Source organism: Mesorhizobium kowhaii, assembly GCF_042431665.1.
Taxonomy (GTDB): Bacteria; Pseudomonadota; Alphaproteobacteria; order Rhizobiales; family Rhizobiaceae; genus Mesorhizobium; species Mesorhizobium kowhaii.
The window spans coordinates 22,668-39,618 of sequence record NZ_JBHLYT010000040.1 but is presented as its reverse complement, the minus strand read 5'-3'; the positions used below and the strand labels follow the sequence as shown (position 1 = coordinate 39,618).

13 protein-coding genes are annotated in these 16,951 nt (G+C 61.7%); 7 read left to right on the top strand and 6 right to left on the bottom strand.

Annotated features, from left to right (window positions below):
* The first annotated feature begins 66 nt into the window (after positions 1–66).
* The gene (locus tag ACFFNA_RS23045) at positions 67–1,041 is read left to right on the top strand and encodes an alpha/beta hydrolase (protein ID WP_378921874.1); all 975 of its coding nucleotides are present in this window, start codon (positions 67–69) and stop codon (positions 1,039–1,041) included.
* A 105-nt stretch (positions 1,042–1,146) separates the two neighbouring features.
* On the opposite strand, the gene ACFFNA_RS23040 is transcribed toward ACFFNA_RS23045, so the two are convergent.
* The gene (locus ACFFNA_RS23040) at positions 1,147–2,559 is read right to left on the bottom strand and encodes a DEAD/DEAH box helicase (protein WP_111548998.1); all 1,413 of its coding nucleotides are present in this window, start codon (positions 2,557–2,559) and stop codon (positions 1,147–1,149) included.
* Positions 2,560–2,968: 409 nt separating this feature from the next.
* On the opposite strand from ACFFNA_RS23040, the gene ACFFNA_RS23035 reads away from it, so the two are divergent.
* Positions 2,969–4,501 (top strand): acyl-CoA carboxylase subunit beta, encoded by a 1,533-nt coding sequence (locus tag ACFFNA_RS23035; RefSeq protein ID WP_378921871.1) that lies wholly within the window; start codon positions 2,969–2,971, stop codon positions 4,499–4,501.
* A gap of 46 nt (positions 4,502–4,547) precedes the next feature.
* On the opposite strand, the gene ACFFNA_RS23030 is transcribed toward ACFFNA_RS23035, so the two are convergent.
* Positions 4,548–6,551, bottom strand: a complete 2,004-nt coding sequence (locus tag ACFFNA_RS23030) for a hypothetical protein (RefSeq protein ID WP_378921869.1) — start codon at positions 6,549–6,551, stop codon at positions 4,548–4,550.
* Positions 6,548–8,080, bottom strand: a complete 1,533-nt coding sequence (locus tag ACFFNA_RS23025) for an NAD(P)H-hydrate dehydratase (protein ID WP_378921867.1) — start codon at positions 8,078–8,080, stop codon at positions 6,548–6,550. Before ACFFNA_RS23025 ends, ACFFNA_RS23030 begins: the two co-directional genes overlap by 4 nt.
* Positions 8,081–8,439: 359 nt before the next feature.
* On the opposite strand from ACFFNA_RS23025, the gene ACFFNA_RS23020 reads away from it, so the two are divergent.
* A complete protein-coding gene (locus ACFFNA_RS23020) occupies positions 8,440–8,778 on the top strand; it encodes a P-II family nitrogen regulator (protein WP_006205430.1) in 339 nt (112 codons plus the stop codon).
* A 66-nt stretch (positions 8,779–8,844) separates the two neighbouring features.
* On the top strand, positions 8,845–10,254 hold the full coding sequence (gene glnA / locus ACFFNA_RS23015) for a type I glutamate--ammonia ligase (RefSeq protein WP_111548994.1): 1,410 nt from the start codon (positions 8,845–8,847) through the stop codon (positions 10,252–10,254).
* Between the two features lie 675 nt (positions 10,255–10,929).
* Here the strand turns inward: glnA and ACFFNA_RS23010 are convergent.
* Entirely contained in the window at positions 10,930–11,205 is a 276-nt protein-coding gene (locus ACFFNA_RS23010; RefSeq protein WP_378921861.1) for a hypothetical protein, read from the bottom strand.
* Position 11,206: 1 nt separating this feature from the next.
* Between ACFFNA_RS23010 and ACFFNA_RS23005 the strand changes: the two genes are divergently transcribed.
* Together ACFFNA_RS23005 and ACFFNA_RS23000 are read left to right on the top strand one after the other, a co-directional pair.
* Entirely contained in the window at positions 11,207–11,551 is a 345-nt protein-coding gene (locus tag ACFFNA_RS23005) for a P1 family peptidase (RefSeq protein WP_378921859.1), read from the top strand.
* Between the two features lie 234 nt (positions 11,552–11,785).
* A complete protein-coding gene (locus ACFFNA_RS23000; protein WP_378921857.1) occupies positions 11,786–13,291 on the top strand; it encodes a tetratricopeptide repeat protein in 1,506 nt (501 codons plus the stop codon).
* 124 nt (positions 13,292–13,415) lie between these two features.
* On the opposite strand, the gene ACFFNA_RS22995 is transcribed toward ACFFNA_RS23000, so the two are convergent.
* Positions 13,416–14,456: a glutamine synthetase beta-grasp domain-containing protein gene (locus ACFFNA_RS22995; protein ID WP_111549040.1), complete on the bottom strand. Its 1,041-nt coding sequence runs from the start codon at positions 14,454–14,456 to the stop codon at positions 13,416–13,418.
* A gap of 316 nt (positions 14,457–14,772) precedes the next feature.
* Between ACFFNA_RS22995 and ACFFNA_RS22990 the strand changes: the two genes are divergently transcribed.
* Entirely contained in the window at positions 14,773–14,970 is a 198-nt protein-coding gene (locus ACFFNA_RS22990; RefSeq protein ID WP_378921855.1) for a DUF2735 domain-containing protein, read from the top strand.
* 87 nt (positions 14,971–15,057) lie between these two features.
* Here the strand turns inward: ACFFNA_RS22990 and ACFFNA_RS22985 are convergent, their stop codons facing one another.
* Positions 15,058–16,947 carry an MFS transporter gene (locus ACFFNA_RS22985; protein WP_378921853.1) on the bottom strand — a complete coding sequence of 630 codons (1,890 nt, stop codon included), beginning with the start codon at positions 16,945–16,947 and terminating at the stop codon, positions 15,058–15,060.
* Positions 16,948–16,951 lie beyond the last annotated feature (4 nt).

Here is a 16,951-nt window from a genome sequence, read left to right as displayed (position 1 = left end):
CCGGGCAGAGCGTTGCCTGTTTGTGACCGCCGCCATAGGCTGAGGGATTGTTGCGTGGAGTCTGCGATGGGGCGACGGATCGTGCTTGCTGTGCTGGGCCTTGTCGTTGTCCTCGCACTGGCTTTCGTGCTTGGCCCGCGCGTCAAAATCGACACCACGATCCGTTTCGATCCCTCGGTCATAGGCGACGATCCGCAGGCCTATGTGGCGAAGATAGAAGCCGCCATACCCGGAATCCGTGACGGGCTGGAGAAGGAGATCGTGTGGGCCAATCCGATGGTGCATGCCAGGACGCCGCTGTCGATCGTCTATATCCACGGCTTTTCCGCATCGAAGGGCGAGGTCCGCCCGCTGCCGGACGAGGTGGCCGACCAGCTCGACGCCAATCTGTTCTACACCCGCCTTACCGGTCACGGGCAGGACGGGGCGGCGATGATGCAAGGCAGCGTCAATGCCTGGATCAACGATTATGAGGAGGCGCTCGCCATCGGCAGGGCGATCGGCGACAAGGTGATCGTCATCTCGACCTCGACCGGCGGCTCGCTGGCGACATGGGCGGCAACGCAGCCGGGCGCGTCGGACGGTGTGGCGGCGATTGCGTTCATCTCGCCGAATTTCGGCGTCAAGGCGTCCGGCGCCGAAATCCTGACCATGCCCTGGGGCAAGCAGATTGCCGAGCTCGTCGGCGGCAAGGAACGCAGCTTTCCGACCCGCAACGCCCTGCACGAGAAATTCTGGACGCACAAATATCCGATGGCCGCGACACTGCCGATGGCGGCGCTGACCGAACTCGCCTACGCCGCGCCGGTGGAAAAGGCGACGATACCGGCTCTCTTCATCTTCTCCGATTCCGACAGAGTGGTGCGCGAAGACCGCACCCGCGAAAGCGCCGGGCGCTGGGGCGCGCCGCATGAACTGGTTCCGGTCGACGACACCGGCGATCCCGACAACCACGTCATCGCCGGCGATGCAATGTCGCCGTCGACCACGACCTTTCTGGCGCAAAGGATCGCCGTCTGGGTCGAGGCGGTGGCCAAGTAGCCTCCAGACGAAAAGGGCGACCGAAGCATCGCTTCAGCCGCCCTTTCTTTGTCACTCATGGGCAATCAGCCAGCCTAAGCTTGACTGATTACAACGCGGTCTGGCTTACGCAGCCCGCGCAGCCGGACGCTTACCGCCAAAGCGGCGCTTGTTGTTGCCCTTGAAAGGCTTGGCGCCTTCCGGCTTGCGCTCGCCAGCGAAGGCCGGCTTGTCGCCGAAGCGCTTCTTGCCAAAGCCGTTGCCCTTGTTCTCACCACCGGGCCGCCTGCCGTCGCGACGACCATTGCCGTTGCGGTCATTGGCCGGCTCGAAGCGCTCGTTCTTTTCAGCCGGATTGCGCAGCGGATCAGGGCTGCCGAGATGGTCGGCAACGATCGGCAGCTTGGTGCGGATGATGCGCTCGACCTGGCGCAGCTTGCTGTTTTCCGACGGATCGCAGAGCGTGATGGCGATACCGTCCATACCGTTGCGGCCGGTGCGGCCGATGCGGTGGACATAGCTCTCGGCTTCGTCCGGCAGGTCGAAATTCACGACATGGCTGATGCCGGGCACGTCGATGCCGCGCGCCGCGATGTCGGTCGCCACCAGAATGCGCACCGAGCCCTCACGGAAATCGTTCAGCGCCTTCTGGCGGGCGTTCTGCGACTTGTTGCCATGGATGACGGCGGCCTTGAAGCCGTCGCGCTCGAGGTCCTTGGTCACCCGGTCGGCACCATGCTTGGTGCGCGAAAAGATGATGACGGACTTCATCGCCTCGTCGGCGAGCATGGTCGACAGCACCTGGCGCTTCTGCTTGGTGCGGGCAAAGACGACGCCCTGCACGATCTCGGCTGCCGCCGTGCTGTGGGGGGCGACTTCGACGCGGATCGGGTTCTTCAACAGGCCTTTCGCCAGTTCGGCGATTTCGGCTGGCATGGTCGCGGAGAACAGCACCGTCTGACGGTCGGGCGCGGTCGCCTTGGCGATGCGCTTGACGTCGTTGATGAAGCCCATATCCAGCATGCGGTCGCCTTCGTCCAGCACCAGCCATTTGGTGTCGGCAAGCACGAGGTCGCCCTCACGCACCAGATCGGTCAGCCGGCCTGGTGTGGCGATCAGGATGTCGACGCCGGGCGCAACCTTCTTCACCTGGCTGAAGCGCGAGACGCCACCGAGCACGAGCGCGGTCGAGACATGCGCGCCCTTGGCGAGCAACTTGATCATGTCCTCGATCTGCACGGCGAGTTCGCGCGTCGGCGCCAGAATCAGCGCACGCGCCGTCTTCGGCCGGCGCTTGGTGCCGAGAGCGATGATCTTCGACAGGATCGGCAGCGCAAAGGCCGCGGTCTTGCCCGAACCGGTCTGGGCAATGCCGAAAATGTCACGGCCTTCCAGCTGCGGCGGGATCGCCTGGGTCTGGATCGGCTTCGGCTCGGTGAAGCCGGCGGCATGGGTCGCCTTGAGCAGCGCGCCCGTAATTCCAAGTGCTGCGAAACCAGAGAGTTCCCCAGTACCGAGCAAAGTGTTTTCGTTGGTCAAAATATTCTTCTTTCACGCGGCTCCTGGCCGCAAACATCAATGGCGGCAGGGCGCAACCTGCCGTCGGATAAATTGTCATGAAACGACAAGGCGGGCGGACGGGATCGTCCACTCGGCTGCGCTGTCGTGCCCGCAGGCATCATACCACGGGGCTTTTTCGCCGCTTTGTGATGTACCGGAAAGAGGGGCCGATATACCGGAAAGAGGGAAAACAGACGCAACCAGTCTCATTTGTCGAGAAGGCCGGATTGTTCCCGGCCCAAGCGCCTATGTCGCCGCATATGGCCCAGTTCGCGGCCAAATGCAAGGGGCGTCATGCTGCAGCGCAACAAAACCATGGCGCAAGCGGTGCTTGCGCTCGCTTGCCGGCACGATTACCACGAAATGCCGCTGGCCTGGGAGATAACCGATGAAGGACGTGCTGAAGGAACTCGAACGCCGCCGCGACATCGCCCGCATGGGTGGCGGCCAGGACCGCATCGATGCACAGCACAAGAAGGGCAAGCTCACCGCGCGCGAGCGCATCGAGGTCTTTCTCGACGAGGGCTCGTTCGAGGAATTCGACATGTATGTCGAGCACCGCTCGACCGATTTCGGCATGGAGAAGACCAAGATCGCCGGCGACGGTGTGGTCACCGGCTGGGGCACCGTCAACGGCCGCCCGGTTTACCTGTTCGCCAAGGACTTTACCGTGTTCGGCGGTTCGCTGTCGGAAGCGCATGCCGAAAAGGTCATCAAGGTGCAAGAGATGGCTCTGCGCAACCGTGCGCCGATCATCGGCCTTTATGACGCCGGCGGCGCGCGCATCCAGGAAGGCGTGGCCGCACTGGGCGGCTATGCCGAGATCTTTCAGCGCAACGTGCTCGCCTCCGGTGTCATTCCGCAGATTTCGCTGATCATGGGTCCTTGTGCCGGCGGCGATGTCTATTCGCCGGCGATGACCGACTTCATCTTCATGGTGCGCGACACCTCCTACATGTTCGTCACCGGACCGGATGTGGTGAAGACCGTCACCAATGAGACGGTGACCGCCGAGAGCCTCGGCGGCGCCTCCGTCCACACGACGAAATCCTCGATCGCCGACGGCGCCTATGACAATGACGTCGAAGCACTGCTGCAGATGCGCCGGCTGGTCGACCTGCTGCCCGCCTCCAACACGTCGGAGCTCCCGGAGATCGAATGCTACCAGTCGGTCACCGACCACGATCTGTCGCTCGACCGGCTGATCCCCGACAATGCCAACAAGCCCTACGACATCAAGGAGTTGATCCTGAAGGTCGCCGATGAAAGCGACTTCTTCGAGATCCAGCAGAATTTCGCCAAGAACATCGTCACCGGGTTCGGGCGCGTCGAGGGCCGCACCGTCGGCTTCGTCGCCAACCAGCCGATGGTGCTGGCGGGCGTGCTCGATTCGGACGCCAGCCGCAAGGCTGCCCGTTTCGTGCGCTTCTGCGACTGCTTTTCGATCCCGATCGTCACCTTTGTCGATGTTCCCGGCTTCCTGCCCGGCACGGCGCAGGAATATGGCGGGCTGATCAAGCACGGCGCGAAACTCCTGTTCGCCTATGCCGAGGCCACCGTGCCGAAGATCACCGTCATCACCAGAAAAGCCTACGGCGGCGCCTATGACGTGATGGCGTCAAAACACCTGCGCGGCGACATGAACTATGCCTGGCCGACTGCACAGATCGCCGTGATGGGCGCCCGGGGCGCGGTCGAGATCATCTACCGCAAGGACATCGGCGACGCCGAAAAGATCGCAGCCCATACAAAGGCTTACGAGGATCGCTTCCTGTCCCCCTTCGTCGCCGCCGAGCGCGGTTATGTCGATGAGGTGATCATGCCGCACTCGACCCGCCGCCGCATCGCGCGCGCGCTCCGGATGCTGCGCAACAAGGACATGCAGAACCCCTGGAAGAAGCACGACAATATCCCGCTGTGAGGCATCCTGTCGGGCGGACGTATCCAGTTGGTCGCAACAGGGCAGATCATTCCTCTTCCGCCGCGCCAAACCCCGCTCCCATGGTGGCACGCACGGAACTGCCCCAAGGCGTCGCATGGTTGTCGATGCGCATCTGGAAGATGAAATAGGTCGGCGAACAGAAGCCGATGCCCCTGATCTTGCCGATGCCAGGCGTATCGGGCGGCAGCGATTGACACATATAGTCCTCGCGGCAGAAATGATCGGCCGAACAGGCCGGCCTGTTGCCGCGATTGACGGCGCCGCCAAGGCATTGGTCGAAGTTGTTGGTGGCCACGCAGATGTCGAATTTCTTGCCGCCGACCAGCCCGCAGATCTCGTTCGGCATCGGCTTACCGGCTTTGAAGGCCGCGAAGACACGGTCCTTGTCGTCGCAGCCGCGATAAGCAATTCCGGCAGGCACACCGATCTTCGGCGGACGGCAGGTGTAAGCGGTGCGCGAGACGTCCGGTGCGAAAGCCGCGAACTGGCCCGATATGCTGTAGCGGTCGTTGAACGGCTGCGCTTCGTTGCTGGCGATCGAGCCGGTCAGGCAGGGATGGCCGGAAAACATCTTTTCGCTGTCCTTGGGCAGCAGGCATTGTGCCAGCTTGGTCCGCACCCCCGATGCCGTCGCCAGCGGCGTGCAGACCGTGCCGCTGCCGCACTGCCAGGTGGTGCCGAAGCGGGCGGCATCTTCCGGCATCAGGCACGGCATTGCCATCTCTGCCGGCGCGTAGTCGACCGCGCCGGCGTCCGTCCAGGCAGCCGGCGGTGCAAAGGAGAGCGGACGGAAGCGGTTCGGCTCCTTGCCTTGCGCCATGGCGCGCAGCCAAGCCTGACGGCGCGGGATTTCGGCGTGAAGATGCGGCGAAATGCCGACCTCGATGCGGTTCAACGGCGACGTCGTCTTGTCGTCGAGACCAATGAAGTGGAACCCCGCCGTCGAACCAGCCTGATGGCACCCCTGGCAGGCGCCATTATCCAGCCGCTCGACCAGCGCTTCAGGCGTGCGCACCAGTTTCAGCCCGGAATAATCGAGCGACGCGAATTCCCCGGGTTGGAACAGCGGCGTGAACGGGTGGTTGGCCTGTCGCGCACTGCCGAAGGTCGACCAGGAGATGACCTTCCTGGCCAGGAACTCGTCGGGGATTTCGTAGACGCCTTCATCGACCGCCGGCAGATTGGCGCTGACATAGGCGGCGAGCCTTGCCTTCAGCGCCGCGTCTTGCGAGAGCCGTGCGGTGTCCGGCGTGTTCTCCAGCGGCTTCTCGCTGACCGTCCCGCCATCGATGCCGAATATCCGCATGAGATAGGCTGCCTGGCCGCCGAACTCGGTTTCCTGACCGGAGGGAAAGCGCACCACCTGTGCGTTGAGTTCCAGCTGCTTGAAGGTCAGCCCGGCTTTCTCCAGCGGTCCGCCGGTCAGCCAGCCAGCATCGACGGTCTCGTCAAGCTGTGGCGTCCAGCGTCCGGCAACGCCGACGCAGCCGCCATCGGCATCGGGTGCCGCGCTGTAGACGGCGTTGAAATTGAACGGCAGACGCGACGCCAGCAGCTTGCCGTTTTTCCGGAAACTGTAGGCAAGTCGGTAGATGAAGCGCACCTCGCCGCAGCTCCTGTCACCCAGCAGCACCGCGAAGTCGCGACGGTCGAGCCGGTTGACGACGCCGACCAGTCGGAAGCGCGCGGCATCGGTCTTCAGCCAGCGCATGTCCATGATGCGGCCGACATTGCCGTCGGTAACCTCGTAAAGCGGCCGCCCGCCGGCTTTCATGTCGGCGCGCAGTGCGGCAACATCGGCCGCTACAGTCTCGACGACAGCGTGATAGGCCGGCGCCTTGTCGTAGAGGGTTTTTAGATCACCCTCGTCTGGCGTGCTAAAAAGACCGGCGAAGCCATACCCCTTGGCATCGAGCACCGCGAGCACTGCCGGGTCACCGACGATCGTCACAGGACCTTCGGCGCGCGCTTCAGACGCCGCGAACACAGCAAAGAAGGTGGCGAGCAGCAGAGCCAGGGCGCGGCTCATGGAGCGCCCGTACGCGCTTCGACAAGTTCGCGCAGCACCGGCACCAGCGCCCGCGGCAGATCCTCGGCGATCAGCCCCGGCCCGAACCGGCTGCCGGCTTCGGCATGGATCCACACCGCGGCGCAGGCCGCTTCGAACGCCGGCATGCCTTGCGCAAGCAGCCCGGCGATGATGCCGGACAGCACGTCGCCCGAGCCTGCGGTGGCAAGCCATGCCGCGCCGTTGCTGTTGATCGCCGCAAGGCCGTTCGGCGCCGCGATCACGGTGTCGGCGCCCTTGTAGACGATGATGGCATTTGCACGTGCCGCGGCCAAACGCGCCCTGGCCAGTTTGGATGTGGCAACGTCATCGGCGATGCCGGGAAACAGCCTGGCGAACTCTCCGTCGTGCGGCGTCATCACCAGAGCCGGTGCGTCCGGTTGGCGAGAAGCTTGGAACAAGACGTCGGGCGCCTCGCGAAACGAGGTGATCGCGTCGGCGTCGAACACGAGGCCGTCAATCCGGGTTGAGGTATCCCGCTGCTCGCCAGAGGTGAGCAGCGCGAGTGCAAATTTCCGCGTCTTTTCGCCAACGCCAAAGCCTGGCCCGAGAACAAAGGCCGACGGTCGGCGTTCGCCGATGAACGAGTCGATGTCGACGCTGTCGTCGGCCTTGCGCAACATGATCGAGGTGAGATGCGCGGCATTGACCTGCATGGCATTGGCTGGCGACAGCACGGTGACCGCCCCTGCCCCGCATCTCGCTGCGGCAAGTGCCGACAGCCGCGCCGCGCCGGTGGCGCTCGGGCCACCGGAAAAGACGCCGACATGGCCGCGATTGTATTTGTGTGCGTCCACGGCCGGCACGGGAAATTCCCGTAACCACAGGTCCGGCACATTCTCGAAGGTCGACACGGTGAGCTGGGCGATGATGCCGTCGCCGATGCCGATATCGGCGAGCACGATCTCGCCACATCGTTCCCGTCCCGGGAGCAGCAGGTGGCCAGGCTTTTTTCGCGCGAAGGTGACGGTGACCTCGGCGCGAAACGCCTTGCCCAATATTTCGCCGCTGGCCCCAGAGACACCCGACGGCAGGTCGACCGCGACGACAGGCAGGCGCAGGGCTGTGGCAGTATCGACGGCTTTCGCGGCATCGCCGGACAGCGGCTTGGACAGCCCTGCCCCATAGAGCGCGTCGACCACGATCGAGCCGGCCTCGGCGGCAAAATCCGACAGTGGTCGAGGCTTGACCGGGCATTGCGCGGCGGCGAGTGCCGCATCGCTTTCCGGCCTCGGCGTCCCGCTTGCCCAGATCGTCGTGCCGACGCCGCTGCCGGCTAGGATGCGGGCAACGATATAGCCATCGCCGCCATTGTTGCCGGGTCCGCAAAGCACGTGGACGTGCGTCGCCGCCGGGTAGCGCTTGAGGACCACAGCTGCGACCGCTTCGCCGGCGCGCCGCATCAGGTCGATACCGTGGGTTGGACCGGCGGCAATCGTCAGCCGATCGGCCTCGCTCATTTCGGCCGGGGAATGAAGTTCGTTGCTCATGGATTGCCGATCCGCATTCGATCAAGCATTGTCCAATTTTCGATCCGAAGCAAACAAAGGGGAGTTGGCAAAATTTGCGGGTCATTTCGTTGGGATGAGGGCATCGCAGGCACAAAACCGCCCACCGGATAGGCGATATGCCTAATTATTGTGCGGACGCACATGCTGGCGCTGTGTAGGCTTCAGCAGCCCATGCCGCACCTGATGCAGTGAATGACGCGAATTTGCATCCCGGCGCGGCGCGGCTTTGAAATCGTATGAGACCGCTTCAAATCCGTCCAATTGGCACAGTTCGTGCTTGATGGAGGCGCAAGCGGGGCTCACAACCCGTTTTTTTGGCAGTGGAGGCCACTTTTTACATGAAAAAGATCGAAGCGATCATCAAGCCATTCAAGCTGGACGAAGTGAAGGAAGCGCTTCAGGAGGCCGGACTGCAAGGCATCACGGTTACCGAGGCGAAAGGCTTCGGTCGTCAGAAGGGCCATACCGAACTCTACCGCGGCGCCGAATATGTCGTCGATTTTCTGCCCAAGGTGAAGATCGAGGTCGTGCTCGGCGATGACGCTGTCGAAGGCGCGATCGAGGCCATCCGCAAGGCGGCCCAGACAGGCCGTATCGGCGACGGCAAGATCTTCGTCTCCAACATCGAGGAGGTCGTGCGAATCCGCACCGGCGAAACCGGTATGGACGCGGTCTGATCCGGCCCGGCCATCCGCCTGAAAACCGTCATCATCAAAAAACGTCATCAAACAGGGATACATGACATGACGACAGCCAAAGACATCATGAAGCAGATCAAGGACAACGACGTGAAATTCGTCGACCTGCGCTTCACCGACCCGAAGGGCAAGCTGCAACACGTGACGATGGATGTCATCGAGGTCGAGGAAGACATGTTCGCCGATGGCGTGATGTTCGACGGCTCTTCGATTGCCGGCTGGAAGGCCATCAACGAGTCCGACATGGTGCTGATGCCCGACCCGGACACGGTCCACATGGACCCGTTCTTCGCGCAGTCGACCATGGTCATCCTGTGCGACATTCTCGATCCGGTTTCGGGCGAATCCTACAACCGTGATCCGCGCGGCACGGCCAAGAAGGCCGAGGCCTACATGAAGTCGGAAGGCATCGGCGACCAGATCTTCGTCGGCCCGGAAGCCGAATTCTTCGTCTTCGACGATGTGAAGTACAAGGCCGACCCTTACAACACCGGCTTCAAGCTCGATTCCACCGAACTGCCGTCGAACGACGACACCGACTACGAGACCGGCAATCTCGGCCACCGTCCGCGCATCAAGGGCGGCTATTTCCCGGTGCCGCCGATCGATTCCGCGCAGGACATGCGCTCCGAGATGCTGACCGTGCTCGCCGAAATGGGTGTGCGCGTCGAAAAGCACCACCACGAGGTCGCCGCTGCCCAGCACGAACTCGGCATCAAGTTCGACACGCTGGTCCGCAACGCCGACAAGATGCTGATCTACAAATATGTCGTGCACCAGGTTGCCAACGCCTACGGCAAGACGGCCACCTTCATGCCGAAGCCGATCTTCGGCGACAATGGTTCGGGCATGCATGTCCACCAGTCGATCTGGAAGAACGGCAAGCCGACCTTCGCCGGCAATGAATATGCCGGCCTGTCGGAAAGCTGCCTGTTCTACATCGGCGGCATCATCAAGCACGCCAAGGCGATCAACGCTTTCACCAACCCGCTGACCAATTCCTACAAGCGTCTGGTGCCGGGGTACGAAGCGCCGGTGCTGCTCGCCTATTCGGCGCGTAACCGCTCGGCTTCCTGCCGCATCCCGTTCGGCTCGTCGCCCAAGTCCAAGCGCGTCGAGGTCCGCTTCCCCGATCCGGGCGCGAACCCCTACCTCGCCTTCGCTGCCATGCTGATGGCCGGTCTCGACGGCATCAAGAACAAGATCCACCCCGGCCAGCCGATGGACAAGGACCTTTACGATCTGCCGCCGAAGGAGCTGAAGAAGATCCCGACCGTCTGCGGTTCGCTGCGCGAAGCGCTGCAGAGCCTCGACAAGGATCGCGGCTTCCTGAAAGCCGGCGGCGTCTTCGACGACGACCAGATCGACAGCTACATCGAGCTGAAGATGGCCGAGGTGATGCGCTTCGAAATGACCCCGCATCCGGTCGAGTACGACATGTACTATTCGGTCTAAGATTCGATATAATATTCAAGCCCTTGAAAGATTTCCCTCTTTCAAGGGCTTTTTGCTGCGCTCCCACAGGCCACGCGTGTACCGACAGGCCCGCGCCCATCGTGATCGGCGCGTCTTTCTTGTCATTGAGCCTTTCGGCGTGGGAATGCCTGGGTTGCCCAGCCCGCGATTCATCGGCAGGCAGAAACAGCTCGGTCGATGGTGAAGATGAAGCCAGGAGCGAGCGGAGCACTGCCTCAGGCTACAGTGACCGCTCGTCCGGCGCCCACGCCTATGCTGCCGTTCAAGAAAACCCCGCCCGTCCGAACAGCATCGCGTGACGTAACCCCAAGAGCTGCGAATACGCATGCTGCATTGCAATCTGTCAACGCCGCTCGCCGGGATGCAGATCGCCGATTTGGGGGGTTGAACAGAGGCTTGTGAAATGGCGTATCAGCGGACGGAAGCCACCGAAACAGGCGGTTTTCCGGGCTTTTCAGGCGCTTTCGTGGTCCGCTACACGAGCTTGCGGGAGGCCTCGCACCCGCCTGGAGCAACCCGCCTGGACGGCCCTCATGGTGGTCTTTCCGCCTGACTTTTTTTGGGGGCTTTTGTTCGGTGAGGGCATCGCCACAAAAAGAACCCCGGCATAGGCCGGGGTTCCTGCAGGAGCAGACCCGTCGGAGGGACGTGGATCTACCCGGCAAGCTCGTCGGGACCGTGCAGGTTCCAGTCCGTACGCCTGGCCAGGACCACTAGGTAGTAGACCGCCGGCACGACCATGATCAGGCCTGTCGCGATCAGGCTCGGACGGACGAAGGCGACGTCCAGGTAGTTCTGGTAAGCGACGTAGATCAGCGCCAGGAGGGCGAGGACGGCCGGGACCGGGAACAACGGCATGCGATAGTGCCCGCCATCGGTGGTGCCGCTGCGCGCCGCCACCGATGCACCGTTGCTGCCTGGCCAATGCAAGGTGCTGGCGCGGCGCGTTCCGCTCGGCCTGGCGCGCACCGGCACCAGCGGCTCGCATTTCTCCGGCGACATCTTTCTCGCCTTCTCGACAGGCAATCCCGACGCGCTCAACGGCCGTTTCCCGCAAGGCCCGGCGAACGAGCAGAGCTACGGCCATATGGACTTCATTCCATGGGGGCGGATGGACAATTTCTACGCCGCCGTGGTGCAAGCGACCGAGGAGGCCGTGCTCAACGCCCTGGTCGCCAACCATGACATGATCGGCCGCGACTGCAACCGCACGCCCGCCCTGCCCCATGACAAGGTTGTGGCTGCGCTGAAAGCGCGTCGCGTCATTGTCAGCTGACCCCTGGGCACGTTGTATTCTGGACGGTGGCAGTAAGCCGCCCTCAAAACGACAGACCCCCTGGCAAGCAATACTGCTCGGCTCAGTCACCAAACACAACGGCGCGCACCAGAACTGCGGCTCTGGAGATCTTGGCCGTCATCTTGAGGTTATCTGTCCAATTTTCATGACCGGATTCGCCCGGTCATAAGTCTATCCATCTATCTCTAGGTAACGAAGATGGAGCGTTGCCTGATGATCCCCAAGCGAGTTATTCCAGCGCTATTGGCCGCTCTGGTCGTCTTGGCGCAGCCTTCCCTCACGTTCGGCGACAGCCTCCAACTCCAACAGCTCAGCCCAAGCGACAGAGCTGCATTCGACGACATCGTGAGCGCCGTCGCCAATTGGGAAAGCGATCCCGCCCAGATCGCAAAGGTTCAAGCGGATATCAAAAATTTCAGCGACAGCCATCCCGATTTTGTCCCTATTCAAGTGGAGGCAGCCCACGCCAAATGGATATACGTTTCGGATGGGCTCGGCGCGATCATCGGAGCCAAGTCGTTCACTCCGATCATAGTGGAGTTGCAAAAACGCGATCCGACCTATGCCAAGTCCTACGTCCTGGGTGCTCGCGCCTTCATTTTGTCTGGCGACATGGCAAGCGCCAGACCGCAGCTCAACAAGGCTGCCGAGCTCGATGCCAAGGACCCCTGGGTCGATCTGAGCTGGGGGCTGCTGTTTGACCGAACCGGCGATCGCAATAAAGCTTTGATGTCGGCCAGAGCCGGCCTCGCCAAAGCAGCAGGACAACCCCTGGCAATGGCCGAGGCTATTGTAGAGATCGCAAAAAATGGCGGCATCCCGGACGACAAATCCGCAGACGCGCTCGCCGACCAGATATACAAAATAGAGGGAAATGCTTCGACTTTGACCACGGTCATCTCGAAGGCACTGGATCAGTACGGTTTTGAGCCGGGACTTCTGCAGACCCTCGCGCAGGTTGGGCAGCGCGTTGCGACTTCGTCGGCACTGACCCCCAAATTTCAGCTTCAGATCGCGCGCTGGTATCTGGAAGCTGGATACATGTATGACGAGGCTGGAGCTGCCCGATATCAGCAGGACTACGCGAAGGCCGCACTCGATACGTTGGACAAGATCCAGGATGCACCGGACGTAGCCCAAATGGCCTGGAACCTGCGTTTCGCCATTGCCGCGAGCGATGATGATTTACCCAAGATGCAACAGTTGATTTCGGACGGCGAAAAGAAAAATTACTCTATGCAGATGATTGCACATAACAAAGGCGTTCTATTCTACGCCCAAAAAAAATTCAAAGAGTTGATCGCGCTCTACAAGGAAGCAGGCCTGCCGGATGACAATTTGCTTGCAAGGGCCAATGAACGTGGTGGCAGCATGGAAGTCGCGAAGCGTTACTATCTGCGTCAATTGGAAATGGCGCCGACCGCTCCAAACCTCAACGGGAACTATGCGAGCTTTTTGCTGACGCGGTTTGCCGATGCCGACGGCGCTATCCAATACGCGGGAAAAGCAATGGCGCTGATGCCTTACGAGAACGCGCGGCAAACTCTTTCGCTTGCCTTGCTTCTGAAGTCGGGGCGCTACGTCCGCAGCGGAAATCTTCCTGAGGCGAGGAACACATTCGAGCAGGCCAGCCTGGTGGGAATAGATCAGGATTATGCCAGAAAATGGTGCTTCGATTTCTGTGACGATGTGAACGCTGCGCTTCAGGCATTTCAATAGAGCGAGCGGCGCGCGCCAAACCCGCATTGCAAAAAAGAACCCCAGCTTTCGCCGGGGTTCTTGCTTGGACGGACCATAGTATGGACCTGAGACGGTCACGGCATGGTTTCGCCGTGACGAACGCTTACGCGGCTGCTGAAACCTGTGCGCTGGCCGGCACCGAGGCGATCGTCTTCAGGATCTGCGAGGCGATCTGGTAGGGGTCGCCCTGCGAATTCGGACGGCGGTCTTCCAGATAACCCTTGTAATCGTTCTTGATGAAGGAATGCGGCACGCGGATCGAAGCACCGCGGTCGGCGATACCATAGCTGAACCTGTTCCAGGGCGCGGTCTCGTGCTTGCCGGTCAAACGCTTGTCGTTGTCCGGGCCATAGACGGCGATGTGATCCATCAGGTTCTTGTCAAAGGCCGCCATCAGCGCTTCAAAGTAGGCCTTGCCGCCGACTTCGCGCATATAGGCGGTCGAGAAGTTGGCGTGCATGCCCGAGCCGTTCCAGTCGGTGTCGCCGAGCGGCTTGCAGTGGTATTCGATGTCGATGCCGTATTTCTCGGTCAGGCGCTGCATCAGGTAGCGGGCCATCCACATCTGGTCGGCGGCCTTCTTGGAGCCCTTGCCGAAAATCTGGAATTCCCACTGGCCCTTGGCCACTTCGGCGTTGATGCCTTCGTGGTTGATGCCTGCGGCGAGGCAGAGATCGAGATGCTCTTCGACGATCTGGCGGGCGACGGAGCCGACATTCGAGTAGCCGACGCCTGTGTAGTACGGGCCCTGCGGTGCGGGATAGCCGCTCTCCGGGAAGCCGAGCGGGCGGCCGTCCTTGTAGAAGAAATATTCCTGCTCGAAACCGAACCATGCACCCTCGTCGTCGAGGATGGTGGCGCGCTTGTTGGAGGCATGCGGCGTGACACCATCGGGCATCATGACCTCGCACATGACGAGCACGCCGTTGCTGCGGGCCGGATCCGGATAGACCGCGACCGGCTTCAGCACGCAATCGGAGCTGTGGCCCTCGGCCTGCATCGTTGACGAGCCATCAAAGCCCCACAGCGGAAGCTGCTCGAGCGTCGGGAATTCAGCGAATTCCTTGATCTGCGTCTTGCCGCGAAGATTGGGAACCGGGGTGTATCCATCGAGCCAAATGTACTCGAGCTTGTATTTCGTCATTCTAGCCTCTCGTTGCTTGATCACCGAACACTGGACGGCGTCGACATGCGTCTGCCACCAGCAGCCGGCCTGCCGGATCACTAAAATGCAATTCGTGTGCCACTCTTGGCCTGGAAGGTGCGGCAAAATTGACGTCGCATTCGATTGACGTTGGCAAGCCGCCTAAGCAATGCGTTCGGATCAATCACAATCACAATTCGCACAAATAATAGGCAAATACTGATCTTTTCGTAGGCATATTGCCTAACTTGATTGCAGACCTTATCTTGAAACTAAGTTGAATCGACAAGGTTCGGCAGAAGAAAGGAGCCCGACAATGGAAATCATTTCCACACGTCCGTCGGCCAAAATTCTGATGTTCCCGGCGGCAGCGCGCGTCTCTGCCTCAAATTTGAGCGGCAAGGCTAAGTTTGCAGCAGAGCTTGCTTCGCTGCGCGGTGTACGGACGGATTTCGGCGACGGCTGGTATCACGAGGCAGCCATCGAGGACGCGAAGCAGGACCGGCAAAGCTAACCGCCTATCCTGGTCGCATATCGCCATGCATTGAAAAACCCGGTGCGATCGCTCGCGCCGGGTTTTTGTTGGCTACCGTGCGGTCCGTTACTGCTTGGTGTTCAGGTCGGTTCCAAGCGTATCCCTGACGAAGATCATGCCGATGACCAGCGACATCGCGGCGATGACCACCGGATACCACAGACCATAGTAGATATCGCCCCTGTAGGCACTGAGTGCGAACACGGTCGCCGGCAGCAGGCCGCCGAACCAGCCATTGCCGATGTGATAAGGCAACGACATGCCGGTGTAGCGGATGCGGGTCGGGAACATCTCGACCAGGATCGCGGCAATCGGGCCGTAGACCATTGTCACGAACAGGACCAGGACGAACAGGATGCCGATCGTCATCGGCCAGTTGATCCCCGCCGGGTCGGCGAACATGGCGAAGGCACCTCCACCCGGTATGTTGTAGACGGTGACTTCAGGGGCGCCCGCGGCCTCATCCTTGGTCAGGATCTTGTCCTTGATCGCCTGGTCGATCGGAACAGTCGCCTTCTCGCCAGCGCGGATGGCGGCGGCATCGAGCTTCAGCTCCGGATTGGCGGCGACAAACGCGTCAAGCTTCTGGTCCGGGATCTTGATCGCCGCACGCTTCAGCGGATAGCCGCCGTCCCGCAACGACATGTTGACGGCCTTGACGAAGGCGGCGTCCTTGGCCTTCGCCTGATCGCCGGCGGCGATGGCGTCGTAGGAGTCCACCGTCTCATTGCCGATCTTGACCGACGCAGCCGTTCCGGCCGCGGCCGTCGACACCACGTCATAGGGAACCGAGTTCTTGGTCAGGAACGAGGTCGCGATGTCGCAAGACGTCGTGAACTTCGCCGTGCCGACCGGATTGAACTGGAACCTGCAGTCGCCGGGTGCCGCCGTCACCGTCGCACGCGTGTTCTGCTGGGCCTTGGCGAGCGCCGGATTGGCGGCCCAGGTCAGCGCCTTGAACAGCGGGAAGGTGCAGACGATCGCCAAAGCAAGGCCCGCCATGATGATCGGCTTGCGGCCGATCTTGTCGGAGAGCCAGCCGAAGACGACGAAGAAGATCGAGCCGATCGCCAGAGCGATGGCGATCATGATGTTGACCGACTGCGCCTCGACCTTGAGCACGTTCTGCAGGAAGAACAGCGCGTAGAACTGGCCATTGTACCAGACCACGGCCTGGCCGGCGGTGAGGCCGAGCAGCGCCAGCAGTGCGATCCTGGCATTCTTCCACTGGCCAAAAGCTTCCGTCAAAGGCGCCTTGGAGCCCTTGCCCTCGTCCTTCATGCGCTGGAAGGTCGGCGATTCGGACAGCGAAAGCCGGATCCAGATCGAGATGCCGAGCAGCAGGAAGGAGACGATGAACGGAATGCGCCAGCCCCAGGAAGCATAGGTTTCCTTGCTCATGGAACCCTGCACGATCAGGATCACGATCAGGGACAGGAACAGGCCGAGCGTTGCCGTCGTCTGGATCCACGACGTGTAGTAACCGCGCCGGTTGTCCGGCGCGTGCTCGGCGACATAGGTGGCGGCGCCGCCATACTCGCCGCCCAGCGCCAGGCCCTGCAGCATGCGCAGGCCAATCAGGATCACGGGAGCTGCGATGCCCAAAGTCGCATATCCAGGCAGCAGGCCGACCAGGAAGGTCGACAGGCCCATGATCGTCATGGTGACAAGGAAAGTATATTTGCGGCCGACAAGGTCGCCGATGCGGCCGAACAGCAGTGCGCCGAACGGGCGCACCAGGAAGCCGGCGGCGAAAGCCAGCAGCGCGAAGATATTGCGCGTCGCTTCCGGAATGGTTGGACTGAAAAAGGTCGAACCAATGAACACTGCCAGCGAGCCGTAGAGATAGAAATCGTACCATTCGAAAACGGTGCCGAGCGAGGAAGCGAAGATGACCTTCTTCTCCTCCCGAGTCATGCCGCGGCTAGCTCCGCCGGCAGTCGATGCCATTGCCATAGAA

Excerpts from the sequence above, each read along its gene's own strand:
- ACFFNA_RS23045 (WP_378921874.1), top strand. The coding sequence starts at position 67 with ATGGGGCGACGGATCGTGCTTGCTGTGCTGGGCCTTGTCGTTGTCCTC.
- ACFFNA_RS23035 (WP_378921871.1), top strand. The coding sequence starts at position 2,969 with ATGAAGGACGTGCTGAAGGAACTCGAACGCCGCCGCGACATCGCCCGC.
- ACFFNA_RS23030 (WP_378921869.1), bottom strand. The coding sequence starts at position 6,551 with ATGAGCCGCGCCCTGGCTCTGCTGCTCGCCACCTTCTTTGCTGTGTTC.
- ACFFNA_RS23025 (WP_378921867.1), bottom strand. The coding sequence starts at position 8,080 with ATGAGCAACGAACTTCATTCCCCGGCCGAAATGAGCGAGGCCGATCGG.
- ACFFNA_RS23020 (WP_006205430.1), top strand. The coding sequence starts at position 8,440 with ATGAAAAAGATCGAAGCGATCATCAAGCCATTCAAGCTGGACGAAGTG.
- glnA (WP_111548994.1), top strand. The coding sequence starts at position 8,845 with ATGACGACAGCCAAAGACATCATGAAGCAGATCAAGGACAACGACGTG.
- ACFFNA_RS23000 (WP_378921857.1), top strand. The coding sequence starts at position 11,786 with ATGATCCCCAAGCGAGTTATTCCAGCGCTATTGGCCGCTCTGGTCGTC.
- ACFFNA_RS22995 (WP_111549040.1), bottom strand. The coding sequence starts at position 14,456 with ATGACGAAATACAAGCTCGAGTACATTTGGCTCGATGGATACACCCCG.
- ACFFNA_RS22990 (WP_378921855.1), top strand. The coding sequence starts at position 14,773 with ATGGAAATCATTTCCACACGTCCGTCGGCCAAAATTCTGATGTTCCCG.
- ACFFNA_RS22985 (WP_378921853.1), bottom strand. The coding sequence starts at position 16,947 with ATGGCAATGGCATCGACTGCCGGCGGAGCTAGCCGCGGCATGACTCGG.